This is a genomic window from Streptomyces sp. NBC_00996, assembly GCF_045162675.1.
GTDB lineage: Bacteria > Actinomycetota > Actinomycetes > Streptomycetales > Streptomycetaceae > Streptomyces.
Genome location: NZ_CP108723.1, coordinates 2,682,469 through 2,705,327, shown reverse-complemented (window position 1 = coordinate 2,705,327; position 22,859 = coordinate 2,682,469). Strand labels below are relative to the sequence as shown.

Below are 22,859 nucleotides of genomic sequence, written 5' to 3'. Positions count from 1 at the left end.
GAAGCGCCACCTTTCCAGTGCCCCGTGACCGGTTGCGATCGGTCACGGGGCACTGGCGTGCCTGAACGAAGCGGACGGTTGGCCCGGCTCCCGGGCGCTCGTCCGGGACTTGTCAGGCGCACGGATCGACGTCAGGCATCTGCCGACTCTCGGGGCGAAGAGGAGACGGGTGCAGGCGGGGACCAACGGCCGACGGCGATCTCGGCGTCCAGACGGGATTGGAAGTGGGCGTGGGCGGCGCGCATTTCGGCTTCGCGGTCGGCCTTGTAGAAGGGCGCCTCGTAGCTGGCCGGGGGCGGGGTGCCCTCCGGGTCTTCCAGGTGGTCGAGGAGGTCGAGGTAGTCCTGCTTGGTCTGGCCATGGCCGTAGGTGTTGAAGTCGCCCGCGATCTTGCGGCCGTTGGCGTCGAAGTAGGTCACCGACTCGTAGTCGTACAGCTGCGGGTAGCGCGACTTGAAGATCGCGGCGAGCTGGTCGGCGGTGATGCCGAGCCAGACGGCGACGAGGGCATCGAGCTCCACGAGGGCGGCTCGGCGTTCGTGTTCGGTGCGGAGGGGGGTGCTGTACTCCCAGGTGGGCTTGAGACCAGCGGCGAGGGGCTTGAGGTGGGGCCAGTTGGGGTTGGCCCAGTCCTCGTAGCCTGCCCAGCGGGGATCGAACAGCTCTGCCCAAAGCGGGGCGTAGTGGGAGGTGAGGGCGTTCAGGCGGAGGGTGCGGAGGAGTAGGGCGGTGGCGAGGGGGTGCTTCGGGTCGGGGGCTGGCATCTTCAAGGCTTCGCCCGCCATGAGGTTGGCGCGGGATGTGATTCGTAGGAGGTAGTCCAGCGGAAGCGCACCCCAAAATCCAGCGTTGAGGACTGTCGCGCGGTTACTCGCCAAGGCCATGCTGTGCACGCCATGGATATGGGCGGGGCCGGGAGGGATGAGGGCGGCCTGCAAGCTGCGGCTGGTGTGGAACGGGATCATGATTCTCCAGGCCAGCCGGAAGAAATCGGTGAACGGCCTTCCGAGCCAGGAGTCCTGGGCCGCAAGGTACGTCGCCTTGTCAGGGGCTCGCACATAGTTGGTCACAGGGACGCACGTCTCGGGAAGCTCCGTCGGAACGAGCGCGTCCCAGTCCCGGTTGCTGCCGCAGGGGATCCGCGGTTCCTTCGAGAAGGGAAGCGCCGATGCGAGGTGCGGCCCTTGGAGGATGACATCCGAGAGCTCGCGGACAGCCTGGCTGCCCCAGCGGATCAGTCCGTCCTTCTTGGCGCCAGCTTCGTGATATCCGCTTGAGATCATCGGCCGGTAGTTGGCCAGGGTGCTTCCGTAGGAAGCCAGGGCCTCAATTGCCCCTTGCTCCCCCGCGAGGACCAGGTAGAGCAGAGGGGCCTGTGCCGCTCCACCCGTTGAGCCCGTCAGGGCCTGCCAACTGGCGAGCAAGGCCGCGTCCACATGCACCACGCGGTCGCGGTGCGGCCGAATATCCCAGGCGCCGTTGTGCTTGATGCCAGGCGTCGCACCTTGTCCGTCGTGGGTCAGTGAATCGGGCAGGACCTCGACATCGCGGAGCTCACTGAGGTGCAGGAAGTCAGGCTTCTGTGGCGTGCCGTAGATGTGCATCCCGAACGGCCAGGCACGGTCAAGATCGTCGAACGCCCAGTTCGCCGAGTTCACAAAGTGCGCGTGGACCCGGAGATGCCGATACGCGGCGGCCCGGATAACACCCTCACGTACACCGCCGAAGTGCGTATCCGGATGGATCAGTCCCGCGCTCCCGTGCGGTGCGATGTGCTGCCACACCTGAGCCATGAAGGCTCGATAGAGGTCACCCTGAGTTCCGAAAAGGAGTGGATACGTGGCCGGGCTGCCCAGTACAGCGACGGATCCTGCATGGGCTGCCAGCTCGTCCAGGAGAAAACCTTGGCCGTCCGTACGCGCGCCCAGCACGTCTTCCTTGCGGAGCCGCCATTCCGCCGTACTCGGTTTCTCCGCCAGCACAAACCACGGCTCCAACTCCGCCAGAACCAGATCCTCCTGCCACCGTGGCCGCACCCAAGGCGGATTCCCCACCTGCAAGTCGTACCCGCCCCGCGCAAACACCTGCGCGAACTCCAACTCCCAATGAAAAAAGCCCTGCTGCCCGGCGATGTCCCTCGCCCTAGCAGCCCACGGATACCGCTCCTCCAAGTGATGGGCCCCATCCATCCCCATCAAATCCGGCAACGCATCCTCATACGGCTCAAGCTCATCCAGCCGCTCGAACTCCGACACCAGCGAGTCCGCCGGGACATCACGCGTGCCCAGCAACGACTCCGCGAAGTCCAGCCAGTCATCAAGATCCGCCAGCGGAACGACAGCCCGGCGAAGCTCCCTCACCTGTTCCTTGCGTCGGCCCGTCCGGCGCCGCTCAACCGCGTCCCGAGTCAGACTCAACTGCTTGGGGTCGGCGGCGAACCCAGGAAGCGCGTCCTCCTCCCACGACATCAGCACGCCGTTGTCCGGAGCCTCCGCAGCCGTAACGGACGAAGAGGACTCATCCTCAGCCCCCGCGCCCGCCTCGAACGCCCCCGACCCCTCCACCAGTTCCGCCACCCGCCGGTACCTCTCATGCGTACCGTCCAGCAGCGCAGCGCTCTGCGCAGGCCAGAACCACAGCGCGCACCACGCATCCATCAGCGTCTTCAGGCGCCAGTACGGGGTGTCGACCGCCTCAAGGTCGACCAGCACCTTGTCCCGCTGCACCGCCTCCTCCGGCCTACGCAGCCAGCCGTCCTCCGAGCCCCATACATCGATCCGTCGCGAAATGTCCCGCTCGGAGATCTCCAAACGCCGTGCGACCAGCCCCCACAGGTACTCGGCCCGCCGAGCCAGCCCCTGCAACCGGTCCGTCTGCTTCTTCGACGGGGACTTGGTGATCGCCTTGCGCCAGGCACCCAGCGCCTTCGCCTCTGCCGGCGCCAGCGCCTTGGCCTCCTTCTCGGCGGCGACCGCGCCCCATTCCTTCGCGGGAAGCAGGAAATGGTGCACCGCACCCGAAGGCAGGCCACGGCCGCCCTCCGCCTCCGTCAGCGGGAAGCGCTCAGGCGTGGCGCCCAGCCAGCCGCCCTTCTTTAGCTTCTCCGCCGAATAGATCTCCCGCCGACCGCCGATCAGCGAGTTACCCCTCCGCAGATGCAGCCCGAACCACGGTGCCTCCATCCCCGGATGCATCGTGTTCAGCCACAGCGAGACCTCCGCCAGCTCCACGGCCGTCGAATTCAGGTCCACGCCATAGGAGTTGTGCAGGGCGACGTACGCCTTGACCTTCTGGAGCTCGACCGCGTACTTCTCCGTGTCGATGGCGATGCCCAGCTCGTCCTGCCGCCGCCGCAGATACTCCGTCGCCACCTGGTTGATGGCCTCGTTGAGGAACGCCCCCGAACCCAGCGCCGGTTCGCAGATCTTCCAGTCCAGGAGTTCCCGCGCCTCCGTTTCCACCCCGTCCTGGTCGAGGCGGTGCTGCAACGCCAACTGCACCGTCACCTTCGTCAGCGACTCCGGCGTGTAGTACGACGCCGACGTCTGCCGGTCCCGCCCCGACAGGCGGTACACGAACGATCCCGGCCGATACCGGACCCGTACCTCCTCGCCCGTCTCCTCGTCCTTGCGCCGGACGAAGACCGAGTCCGCGTACTCGTCCGCCTTCGACGCCGGGACCAGCCACGAGCCGTCTTTGGCGTCCCCGCCCTTCGCGACCTCGTACAGCTCCTCGCCCGCCACGAAACCGGAGTACGACATCAACCCCTCGTACACGGCACCGAGTTGGTTGATGCCGAGCTGCGCGTACGAGATGAACCCGCCGCGCTCGCCCTTCTTGCCGCGGGTGAGCATCAGCAGCCGCAGGACGCGGTACAGGGTGGCGTTGCGCAGGCGTGTGTCGACGTACCGCGCCTCGCCCGTCTCGTCCTCGTCGAAGCGGGGGTCCTCGACCGAGCGGGCACCGATCAGCTGGATGGACTCCGGCTCGAAGAGCTTGGAGTGCAGGGGCTCGAAGCGCAGCCCGATGTCCTCGGAGACGTCTTCCGGGGCGGGAGCGGAGTCGCCGTGCGTCCGCCGCGACCGGTAGCCCTCCTGCACCTTCCGGAACAGCAGGTCCAGCGACTCGTAGAGGTAGAACCCCTCGCGCGCCTTCTCGCCGACGAGGTCCCGTTCCGCCACCAGCTCGCCCAGACGCCCGAGCCCGTACCCCTGGTGGTACTCCGGATAGTCCGACGGCAGGATGCCCAGTTCCGGCCGCGCCTCCGCGTACAGCAGGAACAGGATCCGGTACAGATACCGCAGCGACTCCCTCGTCAACTGGCGTGACAGGTCGGGGAGTTCGCGTACTTCCTCCGGGCGGACGCCCGCGCCCCGCAGCCGCTCAAGGATCTCGTTCGCGATCAGTTCCACCGACAGCCGCAGCCCGTCCCGCAGGTCCGACGACACGCCCACCGCGTGCTTCGTGGACTTGTCGACGAGGCCGGCCAGGGGGTTCTCGCCGCCCTCCTCCGGCGTCCGCAGCGAGTCCGCGCCGAACAGGGCCGCCAGGGTGTCGAGTTCACCGCCCGCGCGGACGTCGTTGCGCTCCAGTGCCGCGTCCAGCGAGGCGGCGAGGTAGCGGCCCTCGCCCCACACCGCCCGGTCGGCCAGGACGATCACACCGCCGACCAGCAGCAGCACGTACCGGGGGGCGTCCTCGCACGCGAACAGGAACGAGGCCAGCTTCGAGCCGGTCGTCAGCTCGGCGGAACCCTCCAGTGGGACCCGGTGCAGCAGGCGTCCGGCCCCGTCGGCGTCGAGTGCCGCGTCCGGCTCCGCCGCCCAGCCGCAGTCCAGCGCCATCAACCCGGGCTCGGCGTGCGCGACCTGGACCTCGTAGGTGTGGTCCGCGCGCTCCACCGTCACCGTCTGCGGCTTCGCGTCGTAGCCGAGGGCACGCAGGACCGACGTGTTCAGTTCCACGGCGCGCTCGCGCCAGGACGGCGCGTCGTACGTCGTCGCGTCGTCCGGCTCGGCCGCCGCCTCCGCGAAGAACGCCCGCGCCCTGAAGTAGGGGCGGCGCAGCTCGCGCAGGCCCACGCGCGGAGTCACCGGCAGCGCGTCCGGGGCCGTCTCCGTGTCGCGGGCCTCCTCCTCGCGGTCCTTCCACGCGGCCAGAAGCCCCGCCTTGAGGTCCTTGGGAAAGACCTCGGCCAGGTAGTGCGCGGAGAAGTAGTCGCCGCGGTTGACGAGCGAGTCGTACGTCATCGGTCAAGAACCTCGTGTGGATCAGGCGGCGGAGTCGAGGACGGCGAGGACCCGGAGCATGGGACGGCCGGTGGTGAGGAGCGAGTCGGCCAGGTCCGCGAGCTTGGACTTGGTGTCCTCGCCCGCCAGCGTCGGCTGCTCCCAGTCGGCCAGGCGTGCCTTGTACTCCTCGATCGGGTCGAGCAGTGCTCTGTCCCAGTCGTCGCTGTGGCGGCGGAGGAATCGCTCCGCCGCCTCCAGGGCGCCGGGGATGCCCGAGCTCAGCAGGTCGAGGTCGTGGGAGTGGAGCGGGTTGGCCATCGTCGGACCGACGCCCGCCCGGCGCAGGGTCCCCACCATGTCGTCGGTGACCTCGCCGGCTCGTACGGCCATCCACTTCACCACCGTCGGACGGCCCAGCGCGTTGGAGTAGATCCCCTGGATCAGATACGTCGGAGCGTCCACGTCCGCCGTGAGGACCGGGGCCTCCTGGCGGCCGAGACGGACCAGGACCTTGTCCGTGAGCCACTCCACCACCGGGTGGAGATCGGTCAGCAGCGAGATCTCCGGCCAGCTGGACGTGGACGACTCCCGGGCCCGTACCAGCGACAGGTCCGCGAGCTTGCGGTTCAGCGTCACCAACAGGCGTTCGTGGAGGCGCTGTTCGCGGCGGTAGTCCGGCGGCAGGGCCTTCATGCGGTGCGTCAGGTCCGACGGCGGTTTGAAGGAGATCAGGCCCGTCTCCGGGTCCTGGTCCATCTCCAGCTGCCGCTGCGCGTCGGGGAAGACCTCGCGTACCGCCTCGTCGACGAACTCCCGGGTGCCCGTGAAGAGGCGCGGCACGTCCGCGGGGGCGGGTGGTGCGTCCCCGTCGACCTCCTCCGGGTCGTCGCCCACCGCGCCGAAGAAGTCCGCCAGGAAGTCGGTGCCGGAGTCCTCGGACGCGGCCGCCTTCGCCGTCGCGTCGAGGGACTCGTCGACCGTGCGGCCGCGCAGCAGGTCCTGGATGAGGGACTTCTCCTCGGCGTCCGCGCGGTACAGGCCCGAGACCGCCTCCGCCGTGCCCAGACTGCGGTGCGCCTCGTCCTCGCGCTCCAGGAGGCGTTCGGCCACCGTGCGGTCGTCCTTCGCGCCGTCGACCTCGCTGGTCAGGATCAGCGCGCGGAACTGCGGCCGGTGGGACTGGCCGTAGCGGTCGATACGGCCGTTGCGCTGCTCGATCCGGATCAGGGACCAGGGCACGTCGTAGTGGACGAGCTGGTGGCACTGGCGGTGGAGGTTGACGCCCTCCGAAGCGACGTCGCCGGTGAACAGCATGCGTACCGGGGTGTCCGCCAGACCGAAGTCCTCGACGCACTGCATCTGCTGTTCGTCGGACAGGCCGCCGTGCATCACCCGCGCGGCCTCCGTGAGTGCCTTCCCCTTGAAGCCGAGGGCCGCGGGAACCGCCTTGCGCAGCCACTCCAGCGTCTGGACACGCTCGGAGAAGACCACGACGCGGGTGTCGCTCCTGGGGCCGACACCGATGGCTCGGAGCTGCTCGACGAGCGCCTGGAACTTCGCCGAGTCCGTCTCCGCCATGCCGGCCGTGAGGTCCTTCAGGCGGTGCAGCGCGGCCAGTTCGGGGCCCGGAACAGCGTATTCCTTCGCGGTGAGCGTCTTGATGCGGGCGTCGACCGTCGCCGCCAGCGCCACGTGAGAGGAGAGGAAGGACTTCAGCACCGTGTACGGGAACAGGCGGCTCTCACTCACTGAGGTCACCGAGGTGCCCGAGGTGCCCGAGGTGCCCGAGGTCGCAGAGCCCGACGTGTCCGAGGCGCTGTCCTGCGGCAGCCACACCTGCGCCAGTTCCTCGAAGATCCGCTCCTCGGCCGGCGTCGCCGCGCAGCGCACCGACTCGCTCGGGCCGCGGTCCGCCCACTGGCCCTTCATCTGCTCGCGGACCTCGGGGCTCACCTTCGTACGGCGGATGAAAAGGTGCGCGATGTCGTCCGCGTCGTAGCGCTCCGGGTCGCGGATCGCGGCCGGGTCGAGGAGGGAGATCAGCTCGGCGAAGGAGCGGGCGTCGCCGTTGTGGGGTGTCGCCGAGGCCAGGATGAGGGCGTCGGTCTGCGGGGCGAGGAGGCGGGCGAGCTGGTTGCGGAGCGAGCCGCGGTTGATGAGGTTGTGGGACTCGTCGATGACGACCGCGTCCCAGTGGATGCGCTCCAGGTGGTGCTTGTACTGGTCGGTGTTCTTGAGCGTGTCGATGGAGACGATGACGCGCTTGAAGTAGGTGAAGGGGTTGCGGCCTGCCGGGATCTCGCGCTGGATGCGCTCGATGCCCACCGAGTCGAGGCGGATGAGCGGGATCGCGAAGCGGGTCCACAGTTCGTGCTGGAACTGCTCCAGGACATGCTGCGGTGTGACGACGAGAATGCGCTCGCCGCGGCCACGGCGGATCAACTCGGCGAGTGTCAGGCCGATTTCGAGCGTCTTGCCGAGGCCGACCACGTCCGCGATGAGCATGCGCGGGCGCAGGTTCCTGCCGGAGAGCGCGAGCTGCGCCGGGCGGTGCTGGTAGGGGAGCGAGTCGAGCAGGAAGCTGTCCGCCAGGGCCAGGCCGCGCTCGGACTGGGGGAGCGGGGTCTTGCGCAGGACGGCTTCGAGGAACAGGCGGCTGCGGCGGAAGGTGGGGGAGTCGTCGGACGTCAGCCTGGTGCGGCGCGGATCCATCAGCTGCACGTCGTCGAGCGCGGTGAAGAAGACCGCTTCCTGGTCCCGTACGAACTCCGAGACGCCCACCGCCTCGATACGGTCGCCGTCGTGGGTGGTGCGCGTCACATTCCGTACGAGCCACTCCTCGTCGCGGACCTCGATCTGCGAACCGGGCGGGTACTTGGCGGTCTCCGGAGCCTCTTCCGGCGCGCTGCCCTGCTGGGCGTCCCGAGCGACGTCGGCCTGGTCGACGGTCACGTGCGCTGCCTCCTGTGCTGCTGCTGCGTTTCGCGTGGTGCTGTGCACCCCCTGTCGGAGGCGCCTCGGGGCTTACGGGGCTAGAACTTCGCGCGCTGAGCGTAGGCCTCGCGCAACTGCTGGGCGACCCGCCTGGCCTGCACCGAGGTGCGGAGCTGTGGCCCGGGGCCCGTGCGCTCTCGTCCGCGCTGCGACGCCGGTGGGGTGCCGGGGGCCGGGGCCGGGTGGGCGGGCTGCTCGTCGCGGCCCGTGACGCTCGGCTCGGCCTTGACGGTCGGGGTGTAGCCGGGGGCTCCGTCTTGGGGGAGTGGGACCGTGGGCGCGGTGGTGCCGGGCGGCTGCGGCTCCATGGCCGTGGGGAGGTCCGCGAACGCGGCGGCGTCGACCGGAGCGGGTGAGACGGCGGGAACGAGTGGTGTGTCCCGCACCTCGGTCGTCGTGGTGTGGGCGGTGAGGCGGCGCCGAGCCTGGGCGATCTTGAGGCCCTGGGCCTCGATCACCGTGCGGCACTCCTTGACGACCTCGGGAAGAGCGGGCCGCTCCTGCGGGTCGTACGAGAGCATCGACGCGAGGAGTGGGACCAGCTCGTCCGGGGTTCCGGTCAGATCCGGCTGAGCGTCCGCCTTGGTGATCAGGTGGAAGAGCGCGTGGATGTTGTCGGCCTGGAACGGGTAGTGGCCGCTCGCCGCATACAGCAGGACGGCGCCGAGCGCGTACACGTCGACCGGCGCGGTGAGTGGCTTGACGCCGTTGGCCTGCTCGGGGGCCATGCACGCCGGGGTGCCGAGCACGGTGTTCGGGGCGGTGAGCGAAGCGCTGGACTCGGTGAACACGGCCAGGCCGAAGTCGATGATCTTCGGGCCGTTCGGGCCGAGGAGAATATTGGCGGGCTTGAGATCGCGATGCAGCAGGCCCTGCTTGTGGACTCCGGCGAGAGCTTCGGCAAGCGTGGCACCCAAGGAGGCGGCCAGCACCATGGGCAGCGGGCCGTGAGTGTGGATGTGCTTGCGGAGGTCGGGCCCGTCGATGTACTCGGTGGCCAGCCAGGGCTGCTCGGCCTCCGCGTCGGCGTCGAGGAATGCCGCGATGCGAGGTCCCCAGATCGTCTTGAGAACCTCGATCTCCTGAGCGAAGCGCAGACGGGTCTCGGAATCGACCACCGACGGCTTGATGACCTTCACGGCCGCAGGCTCTCCACCTGGGGATTCACCGAGGTAGACCTGGCCCATGCCACCGTGACCGACGCGGCCGAGCAGCTCGAATCCACCGAGTTCGGTCGGGTCCTCGGGGCTCAACGGAGCCGCGTTCACGTGGGTCGTCCTTTCGCCCTGGTCAGCCGGTGTATGTCAGTAGTCGTAACCGTAGTCCAAGGGAGTGACACCCGGGCTCGGTCCTACCTGATCGGGTCCACTCCCATTGCGTACATAACTCACTTCTCTACGCGAACCCGTCATATCTCAGAAATACGCGAACTTCGACTCCGGCCACGCTTCGGCCTGAGTCACGGAGTGGGCTGGGTGGGCTGCGTCGGCTGCCCCCAAATAATGCTTCGAACAAGTGCAGTTGACACTGTTACCGTTTCCGACGTGGCGAAACTCAATCAGATCATCGCAGTGGAGAAGGGCATCAAGTCCAAGTCTCATCAGGACCTGACGTCTGCTCACCATGGGCTGCAGAAGCCCGCGTTGCTGGCCGGTATTTCGCGTACCTACCAGCCCAAGGACGAGGAGGGTGAGCAGTTGCCGCCCGAGTCGACTCGGGTGCAGGTGAAGGCCGAGGATGTGTTGCGGGAGACCGCGGCGACGCTTGCGCGGCTGTTCGATGTGACCGCCACCAAGGACTGGGCGAACTGCACGGCGCGGGCCGATGTGAAGGTCGACGGGCGGGTGCTCGTCGCCGAGGTGCCCGTGTCGTATCTGCTCTTCCTCGAAAAGCAGCTCACCGATCTCAACACCTTCGTAAGGAAGTTGCCGGTTCTCGACGCCTCCGAGTCCTGGGTGCAGGATCCGTCCACGGATGCCTGGAAGACCGAGCCCGTACGGACGCTGCGTACGAAGAAGGTGCCTCGCAATCACGTCAAGGCCGAGGCCACCGAGAAGCATCCGGCTCAGGTCGAGGTGTATTACGAGGACATCCCCGTCGGGTACTGGACGACCGTGAAGTTCTCCGGCGCCCTGCCCGCGCGCCGCGTCAATGAACTCCTCGACCGCGTCGAGAAGTTGCAGCAGGCCGTCAAGTTCGCCCGCGAGGAGGCGAATGGCGTGGACGTTGTCGACCAGCGCGTCGGCGACGCTGTGTTCGGCTACCTGTTCGGGTAGCCTCGAAGACTCCCCGGCCACCGCGCGATGCGGCCGGGGTGCGCGAGGAGCGCAAGCTGAAGCTGAAGCTTGTCGTGACTGCGCGGTTCCAGTGGAGGTTCGAGTCCTCCCCGCGGCACCCATCTCCCTGGCCGCGGTAGCCCAATCGGAAGAGGCAGACCGCGATCAATCTCAGACTCTTGCTCCAGACTCAGTATTCGCCGCCGATCGCCGGATCGACCGGGCCCAGGCCCCGGTGCGCCGAAATGCTGGTTCAAGTCCAGTCCGCGCAGCTCGATGCGTGGTGGTCCAAAGGCAGGACGCGGCGACATAACGACTGACCTGGGTTCTCAAGCGTGCCGGCGTGTGAAGTGGGTGGCATCACAGGGTCCGGGGGCCGGCTACGCCCTCGGGCCCGCTCCGCGTTCAGCGGCAATCCGGGCTCGCCCTCGTTCGGCAACTCAAGGGCTCGCCTTCGTTCGGTGGCAACCTGGGCCCGCGCTCGTTCGGCGACTTCCGGGCTCGCCCTCGTTCGGCAGCAATCCGAGCCCGACCCGTTCCGGAACAATTCCGGCCCGCCCTCGATTGCGTTCATAAAGAACGCGCCTTCCCGTCAAGTGTCACATCGCGGAAACGCGCAGGTTCCGTTCTCTCCAGCAACACGATCTACCGTAGACACCACAACAGCCCGGCCGACGTCGCCCGAAGGCACCCCGCACGCCCTCGTCCGACAGGAGCCCCGTGCCACTCCCCAGCGTCGCCGTACCGTCCTGGCTCGCCCATGCCCTGCGCGCGCAGCGCGGCCCCGTGCCCTGGAGTGCGGTGGTCCGAGGTGCCCTGGCTGCCGGGCCGTTGCTTCTCGTAGCCGTGCTGAGCGGTCGTACCTCTCTCGGAGTCGTCGCCGCGCTCGGTGCCATGCTCGCCGGGATCAACGACCGGCCGGGGAGTCGGCGGGCTGCCGTCAGAAGGCTGGGGGTGCCCGCCCTCGCAGGGGCCGGTGGGCTGCTCGCCGGGTCGTATGCCGGACTACACGTCGATGCCGTGGCGCTCACCCTCCTGCTCACCGGACTCGGGCTCGTCGCCGGAGCCGTCAGTGCGATCGGGCCCGTCGCCTCCGGGGCCGGGACGCAGCTGCTCGTCGCCGCGGCCATCGGGGCCGGGATGCCGCTCCCCGAGCCCGGGTGGCAGCGCGCCCTCTTCTTCCTCGGCGGGGCGGGGTGGCTGCTCGCTCTGCGGCTCGCGCTGCCGACAACCGCGGCCGGTACCGGGGACTACCGGTTCGACGGGGAGCGGGAGGCCGTCGGGGCCGTGTACGACGCGATCGCCGCACTGCTCGAAGCGGCGGGCGGGGCGGACGCGAGCGCGCGGCGCGTCGCGCTGACCGCCGCGCTCGATCACGCGCAGGACGCGCTCGCCGGGCCCCGGCTGCGGCGGTACGCCAGTTCCGCCGCCGAGCGGCGACTGCACGCGCAGTACGCCGCCGCGTTGCCGCTCGCCGAGGCCGCGACGGCGCTCGCCTGGGCGAGCGAGGCGGTGCCCGCGCGGGCCGCGGAAGGGCCTCGGCGGCTGGCCGTCGCCGTCCGCACCGGTGCCCCCACGGGGCCGGTGCCCGCGCCGGCCCGGTCCGCCCCCGCGCTGCGCGCCCTCGACGACGCGCTGCTGCATGCCGCCGACGCCTTCGACGGGGGCGGCACTTCGGACGCCCTGCACACCCGGCGTCGTACCGCCGCCTCCCTCGTACGCACCGCGTTCGGTTCCGGAGGACGCGAGTACGGGCTTCGGGTCGCGCTCTGCTTCGGCGCCAGCGCGGCCGTGGCGCAGGCCCTGCATCAGGCCCGCTGGTACGGCAACCACTCGCATTGGTATTGGCTCCCCGCCACCGCCGTCTTCCTCGTCAAGCCCGATCTCGGGCCGCTCGCCTCGCGCGTGCTGTGCCGGGCGGCGGGGACCGTGCTCGGCGCGGTCGTCTTCGCGGGGCTCGCGGTGCTGCTGCCGCGGCCGGCCGGACTCATCGCGCTGGTGGCGGTGTGCGGCGCCCTGATCCCTGCCGCCACACGGCACTTCGCCGCGCAGACCGCCGTCGTCACCGTCCTGGTGCTCGCGCTCGTCATGGTGGGAGGGGAGCCGCAGGCCTCCTGGAGCCGGTTCGGCGAGACGCTGCTGGCCTGCGGGATCGTGCTGATCGTGGGGCATCTGCCGGCGCTCGGGCAGCGTGGGGGGACGGTACGGGCGCTACTCGTGCGCGCCACGGAGGCGGCGGACGCCTATCTCGCGCATGTGCTGAGCGACCGAACGACGGCGGATGGTGGGACTGACGACCGTACGACGGCCGACGGTCGGGCGGACGACCGAACGACAGCCGACGGTGGGACGGACGACCGGGCGAAGGACGACCGGGCAGACCGGTGGCTCCTGCGGCGCGAGGCCTATCGGGCGCTGGCCGAGGCCCGCGCCGCGATCGACCTCGCCGCCGCCGAACTCCCTGCCCTGGCACGGCATGCCGAGGGCACGGGCGAGGTCGCGGCCACCCTCGAACGGCTCGTGGACACGACCACCGCGTGCGCCGTCCAGCTCGACGACACCGGGCGGCTCACAGCCCGCCACACCGAGCGGATCGCCGAACTCCTCGACGAGCTCGCCGAGCGCCGGGAGCGAGCGGGGCTGATGATGTCCAAGGCGCCCGAGCTCCATCGCCGTCTGACCGTTACGGCTGGATCCGCACCCACACCGGAGCATGGTCCGACCCCGCCGCCCCACGCCGCTCGCCCGGATCCGCGCCGACCGACGGCAGCGTCGGCTGCTCCGTGCCAGGCAACCCCGTACCCGCGGCGGTGACGCGGTGGACCAGGCGATGGCTGACCAGGATGTGGTCGATCAGCTCCCGGCGACCGGAGTTCACCCGCGAATACCGCTGTTCGGTGGGGATCAGCGGGGCCACATCCCACAGGCGCATGGCGTCGCCCGAGTCGGGACGGTCGAACCCGGGCGTGCCGATCTCGGAGCCGGGCGGGCCCAGGAGGATCTGGGTGGTCGCGGCCTGCACCTCGTCGTTGAGGTCGCCGAGCACCGCCACGTCACGGGTGCGGCCTTCGCGGGCCAGGAGGTCGTCGGCCAGCGCGCGCAGCGCCGTGGCCTCTGCGGCCCGCCGGTACAGGGCGTACGCGCCGTAGCGGGCCCGCTCGCCCTCGTCGCGCGGCTGGAAGCGCCCGCCGGGGTACGACAGCAGCTTCGACTTCAGGTGGCAGACGGCCACCTTGAGAGTCAGCGCCCGGGTGGATATCTCCACGGCCAGGAAGCCGCGGCCCGCGTGCGACACGGTGGTCCCGGTGTCGTCTGTCTGCACGGGGCGCAGCAGCTCGGGGAAGACGTTCGTGTCGGCCAGTATCTGCGGCACCACTCGGCTGAGGAAGCCGACCCTGATCCCACGGTCGTCCGGATGGCCGGAGAGCGTGACCTGCCAGTCGCCGTCCAGCATTCCGGCCAGGTCCGCGAGCGCGTCAGGGTCCCCGACCTCCTGCACGCCCAGCAACGTCGGGTCGAGTTCCGTGATGACGGCGGCCAGGGCGGCGAGCTTGGTCTCGTACGCGGCCTTGTCCTTCGGTCCGAAGGGGCCGCCGGGCCGGTACAGGTTTTCCAGGTTCCAGGTGCCGAGGAGCATGCCGGCTCCTTCCAGAAGGCGGGTCGGTGACGTCAGAAGGCGCGCTTCGTGACGCCAGGGTGCTCGCGCAAACGGCCAGGCGACAGGGCTGGGACGGGATGCGCGGTTCACCTCCCCCCGCGGCACGACCCCGTCGTACGGTGACGCAATGACGCAGCCTCCCGCTGACCTCATCATCACCGGATGCACCGTCCTCGTGCATGACGATCACGAGGAGATCGGGTTCGCCGAGGACGCCTCGATCGTCGTACGAGGCGGGGTCATCGAGGCGATCACCGACGACGTACGAGACCTGGACGCCGGCGAGCGCATCGACGCCCGCGGTCAGGTGGCGAGCCCGCGGCCTGCTCGCGCTTCCGGTGAGGTACTGACGTACCTGACGTACGAGGTAGTGACGTACTGACGTACTGAGAAAAATCTCGGCGATACGCCGATGAGTTCTGCTTCTGCGGCCGGTCACCACACAGAAGGCACTGTCTCCGTAGGAGGAGCACATGACGCTTCCGCAGATCGTCTCGCGCGAGGAGTGGCGCGCCGCGCGCGAGGAACTGCTGGCCAAGGAGAAGGCCGCCACGCGCGCGCGTGACGCGCTGAGCGCGGAGCGGCGCGGGCTGCCGATGGTCGAGATCGACGAGGAGTACGTGTTCGAGGGCGGCGACGGGAAGGCGACGCTGCTCGACCTCTTCCGGGGGCGGCACCAACTCGTCGTCTACCACTTCATGTTCGCGCCCGAGTGGGACGCCGGCTGCCGCAGCTGCTCGGCGTTCCTCGACCAGACAGGGCACCTCGCGCATCTGTGGGCCCGCGGGACCGAGTTCGCCGCCGTGTCCCGGGCGCCGTACACGAAAATCCTGCCCTTCAAGGCACGCATGGGCTGGACGGTGCCCTGGTACTCGTCGTACGACAGCGACTTCAACTACGACTTCCAGGTGTTATCCAGGGGGAGCGACGATCGTGGCGAAGAGGGCGGCGGCGAGCCCTACGAGCGTCCGGGCGTCAGCTGTTTCCTGCGGGACCGCGACCGCGTCTTCCACACCTACTCCACGTACGAACGCGGCCTCGACGGGCTCGGCTCCACGACCAGCATCCTCGACCTCACCGCACTCGGGCGGCAGGAGGAGTGGGAGCTGCCCAAGGGGCGCGCGTCGGCGCTGGGGGCGCCCGCGGGCAGCGAGCGGATCCGATACCACGACGAGTACGAGGACTGACACGGCGGGTAACCGGAGCTGAGAGTTCCCTCACTGCGAACCCGTGGCCAAGTGTCGACTACGTCTCAGTACCGTCACGTGGCGAGCCGTTCACCCCATGGAGGGCGTTTAACTCTATGAGAACAGCGCTACATGGAGGTGCAGGGTGAACGGGCGAACGGTGCTGGAGCGCTTTCCCGCCGGTGGGCCGCGCGGGTCGTGGCCCGCGGAGGAGTTCGCACAGGCGCGCCGCCAGGAGGGCCAGGCCGCTGAGGTCGTCATGGACCTCTCCACGGACGCGTTCCTGGTGGTCGTACGAGGTGTCGACGTCGTCGAGTGACACTCGGGCGTACGGTCGGGTGAGACTCGGGCGTACGGTCGGATGAGACTCGGGGTACTGCCGAGCGACATGGGGTGCGCATCGCCGAACGAGGTCAACTCGCCTTCGGTGCGGGCGGATGCTGCGTCGCGAACTGCTCCGCCTGCAGCGAGTACAGCTCCGCGTAGATTCCGCCCGTGGCCAGGAGCTCGTCCGGACTCCCGGATTCCACGAGGTGACCCTGGTCGAGTACATGCACGAGATCGGCGTGGCGCACGGACGCCAGCCGGTGCGTGATCAGGATGACCGTCTGGCCGGTGCCCGCGAGCGCCCTGATCTTCTCGAAGACCTCCAGCTCGGCCCGGGCGTCGAGCGCCGCCGTCGGCTCGTCCACGATCAGGATGGCGCCGCGCCGGTACGCGGCCCGTGCGATGCCCAGGCGCTGCCACTGCCCGCCCGACAGCTCGTGCCCGCCGCTGAAGCCGCGGGCGAGAAGGGTGTCCAGGCCACGCGGCAGATCCGCCACGACGTCCTCCGCGCCGGCCTCGGTGACCGACGAGGCAAGGCGTTCGTCCGTCAGCGGGGCGGAGGTGCGGCCGACCGCGACATTCACGCGCGCCGTGAACGGCCACCGCTTGAAGTCCTGGGCCACCATCGCGATGCGCTCCGCGAGTTGATGTCGGTCCGCGGTCGCCGCGTCGACGTCGTCCCACAGGATCCGGCCGCGTTCGGGCGCGTAGAGGCCCGCGAGCAGCTTCACCAGAGTCGTCTTGCCCGAGCCGTTCTCGCCGACCAGCGCCACGATCTTGCCGAGCGGCACGCTGAGGGTGACGTCCGCGAGCGCGGGCCTGGTCGAGGTGCCCGGGTAGGTGAACGTGACGTTCTCGAAGCGGATTTCAGTCGGGTCGGCGGGGAGCGGATCGCCGCCCACCGGGATCGCGCGCTCGGCGGCCTCGACATACAGGCGCTGCAGGTCGCCGACGAACAGGGCTTCCTCGTGCAGGGAGTTGACCTCCAGGACGAGCGTGTCGAGGCTCGCGGAGCCGGTGCGGATCGCGATCACGGCCGTACCCGCGACGGAGAGCGCCATCGCGCCGGCCAGCAACAGCCCGCCGAGGGTCGCATACGTCGCCACGGTGGCAAGTCCCGTCCAGGCGGCGGCGATCAGACCGGTGCGGGCGGAGAGTCGGGCCAGCCGGGCCTGTTCCGCCTCGGCGGTCTCCGACATCGAGCGGAAGTGGCGCAGCAGGAAAGGCCCGACGCCGTGCACGCGGATCTCCGGCGCCGCGGCGGGCTCGGTGAGCAGACTGCTGATCAGGTGCCCGGCGCGGGCGTGCTGCACCCAGGTGTGGAACGACTCGTAGCGGCGCCGCGCGATCGTCAGCGCGCTCCAGGCGCTCGGCAGCGTCATCGTGACGAGCAGCGGCAGCAGCGCGGGGTGCAGCACCGTCAGGACGCCCGCCGCCGCGCACAGCGAGATCATCGCGTTCACGACCCGGGCGGCGATGGTGATCATGCGCCGGGCGGACTGGGCGCCGTACTGCGCCGTGTCGAGCAGTTTGTGGAAGGCGTCGTCCTCGATCGCGGCCAGTTCCACGGCCGCCGCCCGCTCCAGGTACAGCTCGGTCGCCACCCGCTCCACCTTCGGCTCCAGGCGTCCGGTGGCGTACGTCGAAGCGGCCCGCAGCATCGCACCGACCAGCATCACGGCCGCGACGGTGACCAGCGCGGGGAGCGCGCCGCGTAACCGGTCCTCGACCGGGCCGCTCGTCATCAGCCGCCCGAGCACGTTGTTGACCGCCAGCAGGCTGACCGCCTGGGCTCCGCCGCGGGCCAGCTCGGAGACCAGCACGACACGGGCGGCGCGCGGGTCCGCCTTCCAGGCGAGGCGGAAACTGGACGCGAGCAGCGACGGCAGTCGGGTCACCATCGCGCGGAAGTTCAACTCCATGAAAGCGTCGGCATGTTGGGACCAGCCCATGTCGTAGCGGAGCGGGCCGCCGAAGAGCAGGTGTTCCGAGTCGGACGGGGGCGGCCTGTCGTCGCCGCGCTTCTTCTTCCCCGCCGATTTTCGTGCGGTCTTCCCCACCGTTGGCCTCCCCCAGGAATGGACGAACGGTCCATTCCCCAGGAACGCGGCGCTCCACGCGTGGTGGCCGTGGGGTTTTGCGGCGACCGGCGCACCGACGGGCGCACTTCGGACACACCTGTGACGCCTGTGGCCCCGCCCCCGACCGGCGGCCCTACGCGCTGATCGGACGCGACCAAGCGGGTGTGGTCCCGGTGATCCGGCACAGGGCCAGGTAGAGGGGAATCGGCGGGGTGTACGGGAGCGTGCCGTCCGGTTTGTGGATGAGCCCGGGTGCGCCGGGCGCGTCCGGTACGACCGCCCCCGTGGCGTAGCGCGCGGGCGCCGGCCACTCCAGCGCGACGTCGGAGTCGGAGGGCACGATCCACCACCAGCGCGCCCCGTCGGCGTAGACACAGCCCACACGGGGCAGCCGCGGCAGCAGGAGCGGTCCGAGCCGGGCGGGCACCGACACCGCGTCGCAGCCCAGCGGCACGGTCATGTCCTCCGGTACGAGGAGACGCCTCAGCGGCCCCGGCATCCGCTGCCCGCGCTTCAGACGGACCAGCGTGTCGAGGCTCAGGACCTGCGCTCCAGGCCCCGTCGCCGACGTACCCCTCACACCCTCCCCCAATCTCGGCCCCGCTCGGCCGGGGGGACCCCTGCGGTCCCTGTTCCCCAGAACGCCTCCGTCCCGGCGCCCCGGCCGTCGGCCGGTGGTTTCTTCGCACTCCAGCCCAGGTCGGACCGTACTTCGGTGTCCCTCGCGCTCCAGTCCGGGGCGGACCGTATTTCGGTGTGTGTGGCGCTCCAGTCCGGGTCGGACCGTATTTCGGTGTCCGTCGCGCTCCAGCCCAGGTCGGACCGTACTTCGGTGTCCCTCGCGCTCCAGCCCGGGTCGGACCGTATTTCGGTGTGTGTGGCGCTCCAGTCCGGGGCGGACCGCATTTCGGTGTCCGTCGCGCACCAGCCCAGGTCCGAACGGGCTCCGGTGTCCGAGTCGGGCCCGTCCGTGGTGCGCTCCAGCTCCGCCCAGATCAGCAGTCCGGGCCCGGTGTCCTGGGCCCCCCAAGCCCTGGACACGGCCGCGACGAGGAGCAATCCCCTCCCGTGCTCCTCCTCGGGCCGCTGCGGCGAGGGGTGCGGCTCACCCGGAGCACATCCCTCGTCACGTATGGCTATCCGTACTACGTCGTCGCGGTCGTGCAGCTCGCACACGACGCGCTCGCCGGCGGCGTGCACGATCGCGTTGGTGACCAGCTCGGAGACGACGAGGGCCGCCGTGTCGCAGGTGTCCTCGCACACCGCCCAGTGGGACAGCCGGGCACGCGCCAGACGTCTTGCCTGAGCGACGGATCCCGGATGTGCGGCCAGTTCGAAGCGGAACCGGCGCTCGGCGACCGCGCCGGGGCGGAGCCCTGCGGTGGCACGGAGACCGATCCGGTCTTCGGCGGCGTCTGTTCCTAACGGCGCGGACGGAGTCACGCTTGCCACTATCGCCCCGCCGTGAACACTTGGCAAGTGTCACTCTGAAAAATGCAGAGTGCCGTGTGACTCGGTGAGAGCGCGTGGCACACTGCTCGCAACAGCACGTCGAGCGGCGCCAGTTGGGACAGTCGAAAGAGACCCCGAACGGCGCCGCCCGGGCTGTCCGGACTCAGTGGAGGTGGGACGTGAGCGAACCGCGGTCCGCGCCGACGGTCGGTCAGGTCGTCCTCGGCCGGCGCCTGCTGGACCTGCGGGAACGCGCGGGTCTCAAGCGTGAGGAGGCCGCGCGCATCCTGCGTGTCGCGCCCGCCACGGTCCGCCGTATGGAGATGGCCGAGGTCTCCCTCAAAATCCCCTACCTCCAACTGCTGCTGAAGTCGTACGGCGTCAGCGACGAGGAGGCCGAGGCCTTCGTCCAACTCGCCGAGGAGGCCAACAAGCCCGGCTGGTGGCAGCGGTTCCACGACATCCTGCCGGACTGGTTCTCGATGCACGTGAGTCTGGAGGGCGCGGCCGCGCTCATCCGCTCGTACGAGCCCCACTTCGTGCCCGGACTGCTGCAGACCGAGGACTACGCCCGCGGCGTCCTGAAGGCGGGCGCCATCGGCCAGACCAGACCCGAGGACATCGAGCGGCATGTGGCGCTGCGCATGCAACGCCAGGATCTGCTCACTCGTGAGGGCGCACCCCGGATCTGGGCCGTGATGGACGAGACGGCCCTGCGCCGCCCCGTCGGCGGTCCCGAGGTGATGCGCGCCCAGATCGACAAGCTGCTCCAGTCCACGAAGCTGCCCAATGTGACGCTGCAGGTGATCCCGTTCTCCTCGGGTCCGCACCCCGGCACGTACGGGCCCTTCGTGCTGTTCCGCTTTGCCATGCCGGAACTCCCGGACATGGTCTACAGCGAGTACCTGACCGGCGCCGTCTACCTGGACGCGCGCTCGGAGGTGGCGACCCACCTCGAGGTCATGGACCGCATGGCGGCTCAGGCCGCCACAGCACATCGCACGAAGGAGATCCTCCGGGATCTCCGCAAGGAGCTGTGAATGGAACGCATCAAGCCGCGGATACGCAATGTGCGCATCTACAACGGAATGCCTGCCCGCGACCTGGGCAACGAGGGTTGGCACAAGCCGTGGAGCGGCGGAAACGGCGGCAACTGCCTGGAGGCGATGAAGCTCGCCGACGGGCGCATAGCGGTCCGCCAGTCGGCGGACCCGGACGGACCCGCCCTCATCTACACACCGGGCGAGATCACCGCCTTCATCCAGGGCGCGAAGGCGGGAGAGGCGGACTTCCTTCTCTCCTGACCCACTTGCGCTTCCCTTTTCCCAATTCCCCGACTCTGGCAGTGGCTTGAATACTCACCGCAGTGACTTGAACACTTGCCGAGGCACGGACTTACGGAGACGGTCATGACCGGCCAGCTCCCCATCGAGATCGACACGAGCAAGCCGCATCCGGCGCGGATGTACGACTGGTATCTCGGCGGCAACTGTCCCGTCGACGAGGAGATGGGGCGGCAGATGCTCGCCCTCGATCCGAGGGTGCCGGTGATGGGACGGTTCAACCGCGCGTTCATGCACCGTGCCACGCTCCCTCAGTGCTGAACGCCTGGGGATCCCCAGGCCGGCCCAGAACGGCGCACGGCAGTTCCTGGACATCGGCACCGGGATCCCGACCGAGCCCAACCTGCACCAGACCGCCCAGCGCGTCGCGCCCGACGCGCGCGTCGTGTACTGCGACAACGACCCGATCGTGCTGGCCCACGCGGCGGCCCCGCCGCGCAGCACGCCCGAGGGGGCGACCGAGTACCTGCAGGCCGACGTGCGGGACCCGGACGCCATCGTCGACGGGGTGAAGAAGGTCCTGGACTTCAGCCGGCCGGTGGCGCTCTCCCTCGTCGCGCTGCTGCACTTCGTCTCCGACGAGGACGGCGCGCACACCCTGGTCGACCGTCATGTCCTTGCCGCGCATGTCGATCCCGACGAGTACGGAGGTCGCCTCGTCGTCGTTCTCGTGCTCCTCACGGGTCCGGGTGGGTTCGGTGAGCCCGCCCGCGAGCGCGGTGAGCAGAACGGCACCGACCACGCCGACGGCGACCGGGCGGGCGGTCCGGCCCCGGTCGCGGCGGGCTCCGAAGGGCGGCAGATCCTCGAGGTCGGCCGTCCCGGCCGGATCGGGCGCGCGCTCGACCGAGGTGAGACGGTCAGCCCGGTGGAAGCACCCCGCACAGCGCGTCGAGCGCCGCCCCGTAGGCATGCTCCGCGGGCGTCGCATAGCCGACCACCAACCCGTCCGGCGCGGCCATCACCGCCGCCGGGTGCCGGAACTCGGCGAGCCCGTCGAGCGCTACGCCCTGCCACACCGCGGCCTTGACCGCCGACTGCTCGGTCCCGGGCGGCAGCCGCAGCACCGCGTGCAGCCCGGCCGCGATTCCGGTCACCTCGATGTGCGGTGCCCGCGCGGCGAGCGCGGCGACGAGCCGGTCCCGTCGCCCCCGGTACCGCTGCCGCATGCGCCGCACGTGGCGGTCGTACGACCCGGAGACGATGAAGTCCGCGAGCGACAGCTGGTCCAACGCACCGACCCAGGCCTCCCGTTCGCCCTTGACTGCGAGTACGGCGTCGACGTACCGCTCCGGAAGGACCATCCAGCCCAGCCGCAGCGCGGGCGACAGGCTTTTGCTGACCGAGCCGATGTGGATGACCCGCTCGGGGTCGAGGCCCTGTACGGCGCCGACGGGCTTGCGGTCGTAGCGGAACTCCCCGTCGTAGTCGTCCTCCAGAATCACCCCGCCACGCGCGCGTGCCCAGTCGATCACCGCGGCGCGCCGCTCGGGATGCAGCGGACCACCGGTCGGGAACTGGTGTGCGGGCGTGAGAAGTACGGCACGCTCCCTGCCCAACTCGGCCACCTGGGCGCCGTCTTCGTCCAGGGGCAGCGGTGCGGTCCGTACGGACGCGGCGGCCAGCAGCTCGCGATGGAAGCCGAGGCCGTACGACTCGACAGCCAGCGGGCCCCGCAGGACGGCGGGGAAGAGCAGTCGCAAGGCGTGTGCGAAGCCGGAGCAGATCACGATCCGTCCGGGCTCCGTACGTACACCACGCGCGCGTGCCAAGTACTCGGTGAGCGCCTCGCGCAGTTCGATCCGTCCCGCCGGATCGCCGGGTCCGAAGGCCTCGTTGGGCGCCTGCTGGAGGGCCCGGCGGTACGACGTGAGCCAAGCGGCGCGCGGGAACGAGGCAGCGTCCGGGGTGCCCTGCCGCAGGTCGTGCCGGGGTCCACGCGCGCGTGGCGGCGCCTTTTTGGGTACGCGCGCGGGGGCGCCCGGCGGCGCGGCGCGCTCGGCGACCCGTGTGCCGGAGCCCTGCCGGGCGGTCAGCCAGCCCTCGGCGACGAGTTCGGCGTACGCGTCGGCGACGGTGTTGCGCGCGACGCCCAGGTCGGCGGCGAGCGAACGGTACGGCGGCAGCCGGGTGCCCGGCGTGAGCCGGCCGCTGCGTACGGCCTCGCGCAGCGCCCGGATCAGCGCGGCCCGCCGCGCGCCCGAACCCGACAGCTCCAGGTGCAGGTCGGCGCCGATGCGTTCCGCGTAATTGACCCATGATTCCGCCACAGAAATGCACCCTACAGCCGGTCTTTCCGGCCCGTAGATT

Annotated in this window: 14 protein-coding genes and 2 pseudogenes; 8 read left to right on the top strand and 8 right to left on the bottom strand. The window is 70.0% G+C overall.

Going from position 1 to position 22,859, the window contains the following annotated elements; genetic code table 11:
• Window positions 1–131: 131 nt before the first annotated feature.
• The 3 genes from OG390_RS12845 to OG390_RS12835 all read right to left on the bottom strand — a co-directional run bounded on the left by OG390_RS12845 (window position 132) and on the right by OG390_RS12835 (window position 9,493).
• Window positions 132–5,249 carry a class I SAM-dependent DNA methyltransferase gene (locus OG390_RS12845; protein ID WP_406167579.1) on the bottom strand — a complete coding sequence of 1,706 codons (5,118 nt, stop codon included), beginning with the start codon at window positions 5,247–5,249 and terminating at the stop codon, window positions 132–134.
• Between the two features lie 21 nt (window positions 5,250–5,270).
• Window positions 5,271–8,183, bottom strand: a complete 2,913-nt coding sequence (locus OG390_RS12840; RefSeq protein WP_406167578.1) for an SNF2-related protein — start codon at window positions 8,181–8,183, stop codon at window positions 5,271–5,273.
• An 80-nt stretch (window positions 8,184–8,263) separates the two neighbouring features.
• Entirely contained in the window at window positions 8,264–9,493 is a 1,230-nt protein-coding gene (locus OG390_RS12835) for a serine/threonine-protein kinase (protein ID WP_406167577.1), read from the bottom strand.
• A 276-nt stretch (window positions 9,494–9,769) separates the two neighbouring features.
• Here OG390_RS12835 and OG390_RS12830 point away from each other — a divergent pair, with 276 nt between their 5' ends.
• Together OG390_RS12830 and OG390_RS12825 are read left to right on the top strand one after the other, a co-directional pair.
• Entirely contained in the window at window positions 9,770–10,501 is a 732-nt protein-coding gene (locus OG390_RS12830) for a hypothetical protein (RefSeq protein WP_406167575.1), read from the top strand.
• Window positions 10,502–11,221: 720 nt separating this feature from the next.
• A complete protein-coding gene (locus OG390_RS12825) occupies window positions 11,222–13,315 on the top strand; it encodes an FUSC family protein (protein ID WP_406167573.1) in 2,094 nt (697 codons plus the stop codon).
• Here OG390_RS12825 and OG390_RS12820 read toward each other — a convergent pair.
• Window positions 13,275–14,138: pseudogene (locus OG390_RS12820) on the bottom strand (endonuclease/exonuclease/phosphatase family protein); the annotation flags it as partial. The gene OG390_RS12825 and the pseudogene OG390_RS12820 overlap by 41 nt on opposite strands.
• A 148-nt stretch (window positions 14,139–14,286) precedes the next feature.
• Here OG390_RS12820 and OG390_RS12815 point away from each other — a divergent pair.
• The 3 genes from OG390_RS12815 (at window position 14,287) to OG390_RS12805 (ending at window position 15,665) form a co-directional block, all read left to right on the top strand.
• Entirely contained in the window at window positions 14,287–14,541 is a 255-nt protein-coding gene (locus OG390_RS12815; RefSeq protein WP_406167571.1) for a hypothetical protein, read from the top strand.
• 91 nt (window positions 14,542–14,632) lie between these two features.
• The gene (locus OG390_RS12810) at window positions 14,633–15,346 is read left to right on the top strand and encodes a DUF899 domain-containing protein (RefSeq protein ID WP_406167569.1); all 714 of its coding nucleotides are present in this window, start codon (window positions 14,633–14,635) and stop codon (window positions 15,344–15,346) included.
• A gap of 145 nt (window positions 15,347–15,491) precedes the next feature.
• Complete coding sequence (locus OG390_RS12805) at window positions 15,492–15,665, top strand: hypothetical protein (protein ID WP_369245843.1); 174 nt, start codon at window positions 15,492–15,494, stop codon at window positions 15,663–15,665.
• Between the two features lie 94 nt (window positions 15,666–15,759).
• Here OG390_RS12805 and OG390_RS12800 read toward each other — a convergent pair whose 3' ends face one another.
• From OG390_RS12800 to OG390_RS12790, 3 genes are all read right to left on the bottom strand, one after another.
• Window positions 15,760–17,625, bottom strand: coding sequence for an ABC transporter ATP-binding protein (locus OG390_RS12800; protein ID WP_406177639.1), 1,866 nt, complete (start codon window positions 17,623–17,625; stop codon window positions 15,760–15,762).
• Between the two features lie 262 nt (window positions 17,626–17,887).
• The gene (locus tag OG390_RS12795) at window positions 17,888–18,253 is read right to left on the bottom strand and encodes a hypothetical protein (RefSeq protein WP_406177638.1); all 366 of its coding nucleotides are present in this window, start codon (window positions 18,251–18,253) and stop codon (window positions 17,888–17,890) included.
• 77 nt (window positions 18,254–18,330) lie between these two features.
• Window positions 18,331–19,197 carry an ATP-binding protein gene (locus OG390_RS12790; protein ID WP_406167568.1) on the bottom strand — a complete coding sequence of 289 codons (867 nt, stop codon included), beginning with the start codon at window positions 19,195–19,197 and terminating at the stop codon, window positions 18,331–18,333.
• Between the two features lie 188 nt (window positions 19,198–19,385).
• On the opposite strand from OG390_RS12790, the gene OG390_RS12785 reads away from it, so the two are divergent.
• The 3 genes and pseudogenes from OG390_RS12785 to OG390_RS12775 form a co-directional block, all read left to right on the top strand.
• Window positions 19,386–20,246, top strand: a complete 861-nt coding sequence (locus OG390_RS12785) for a helix-turn-helix transcriptional regulator (RefSeq protein WP_406167566.1) — start codon at window positions 19,386–19,388, stop codon at window positions 20,244–20,246.
• The gene (locus tag OG390_RS12780; RefSeq protein ID WP_406167564.1) at window positions 20,247–20,510 is read left to right on the top strand and encodes a DUF397 domain-containing protein; all 264 of its coding nucleotides are present in this window, start codon (window positions 20,247–20,249) and stop codon (window positions 20,508–20,510) included. It abuts the gene before it with no gap.
• A 105-nt stretch (window positions 20,511–20,615) separates the two neighbouring features.
• Window positions 20,616–21,174 (top strand): annotated as a pseudogene (locus OG390_RS12775) (SAM-dependent methyltransferase); the annotation flags it as partial.
• A gap of 235 nt (window positions 21,175–21,409) precedes the next feature.
• Here OG390_RS12775 and OG390_RS12770 read toward each other — a convergent pair.
• Window positions 21,410–22,819, bottom strand: coding sequence for a PLP-dependent aminotransferase family protein (locus OG390_RS12770; RefSeq protein ID WP_406167562.1), 1,410 nt, complete (start codon window positions 22,817–22,819; stop codon window positions 21,410–21,412).
• Window positions 22,820–22,859 lie beyond the last annotated feature (40 nt).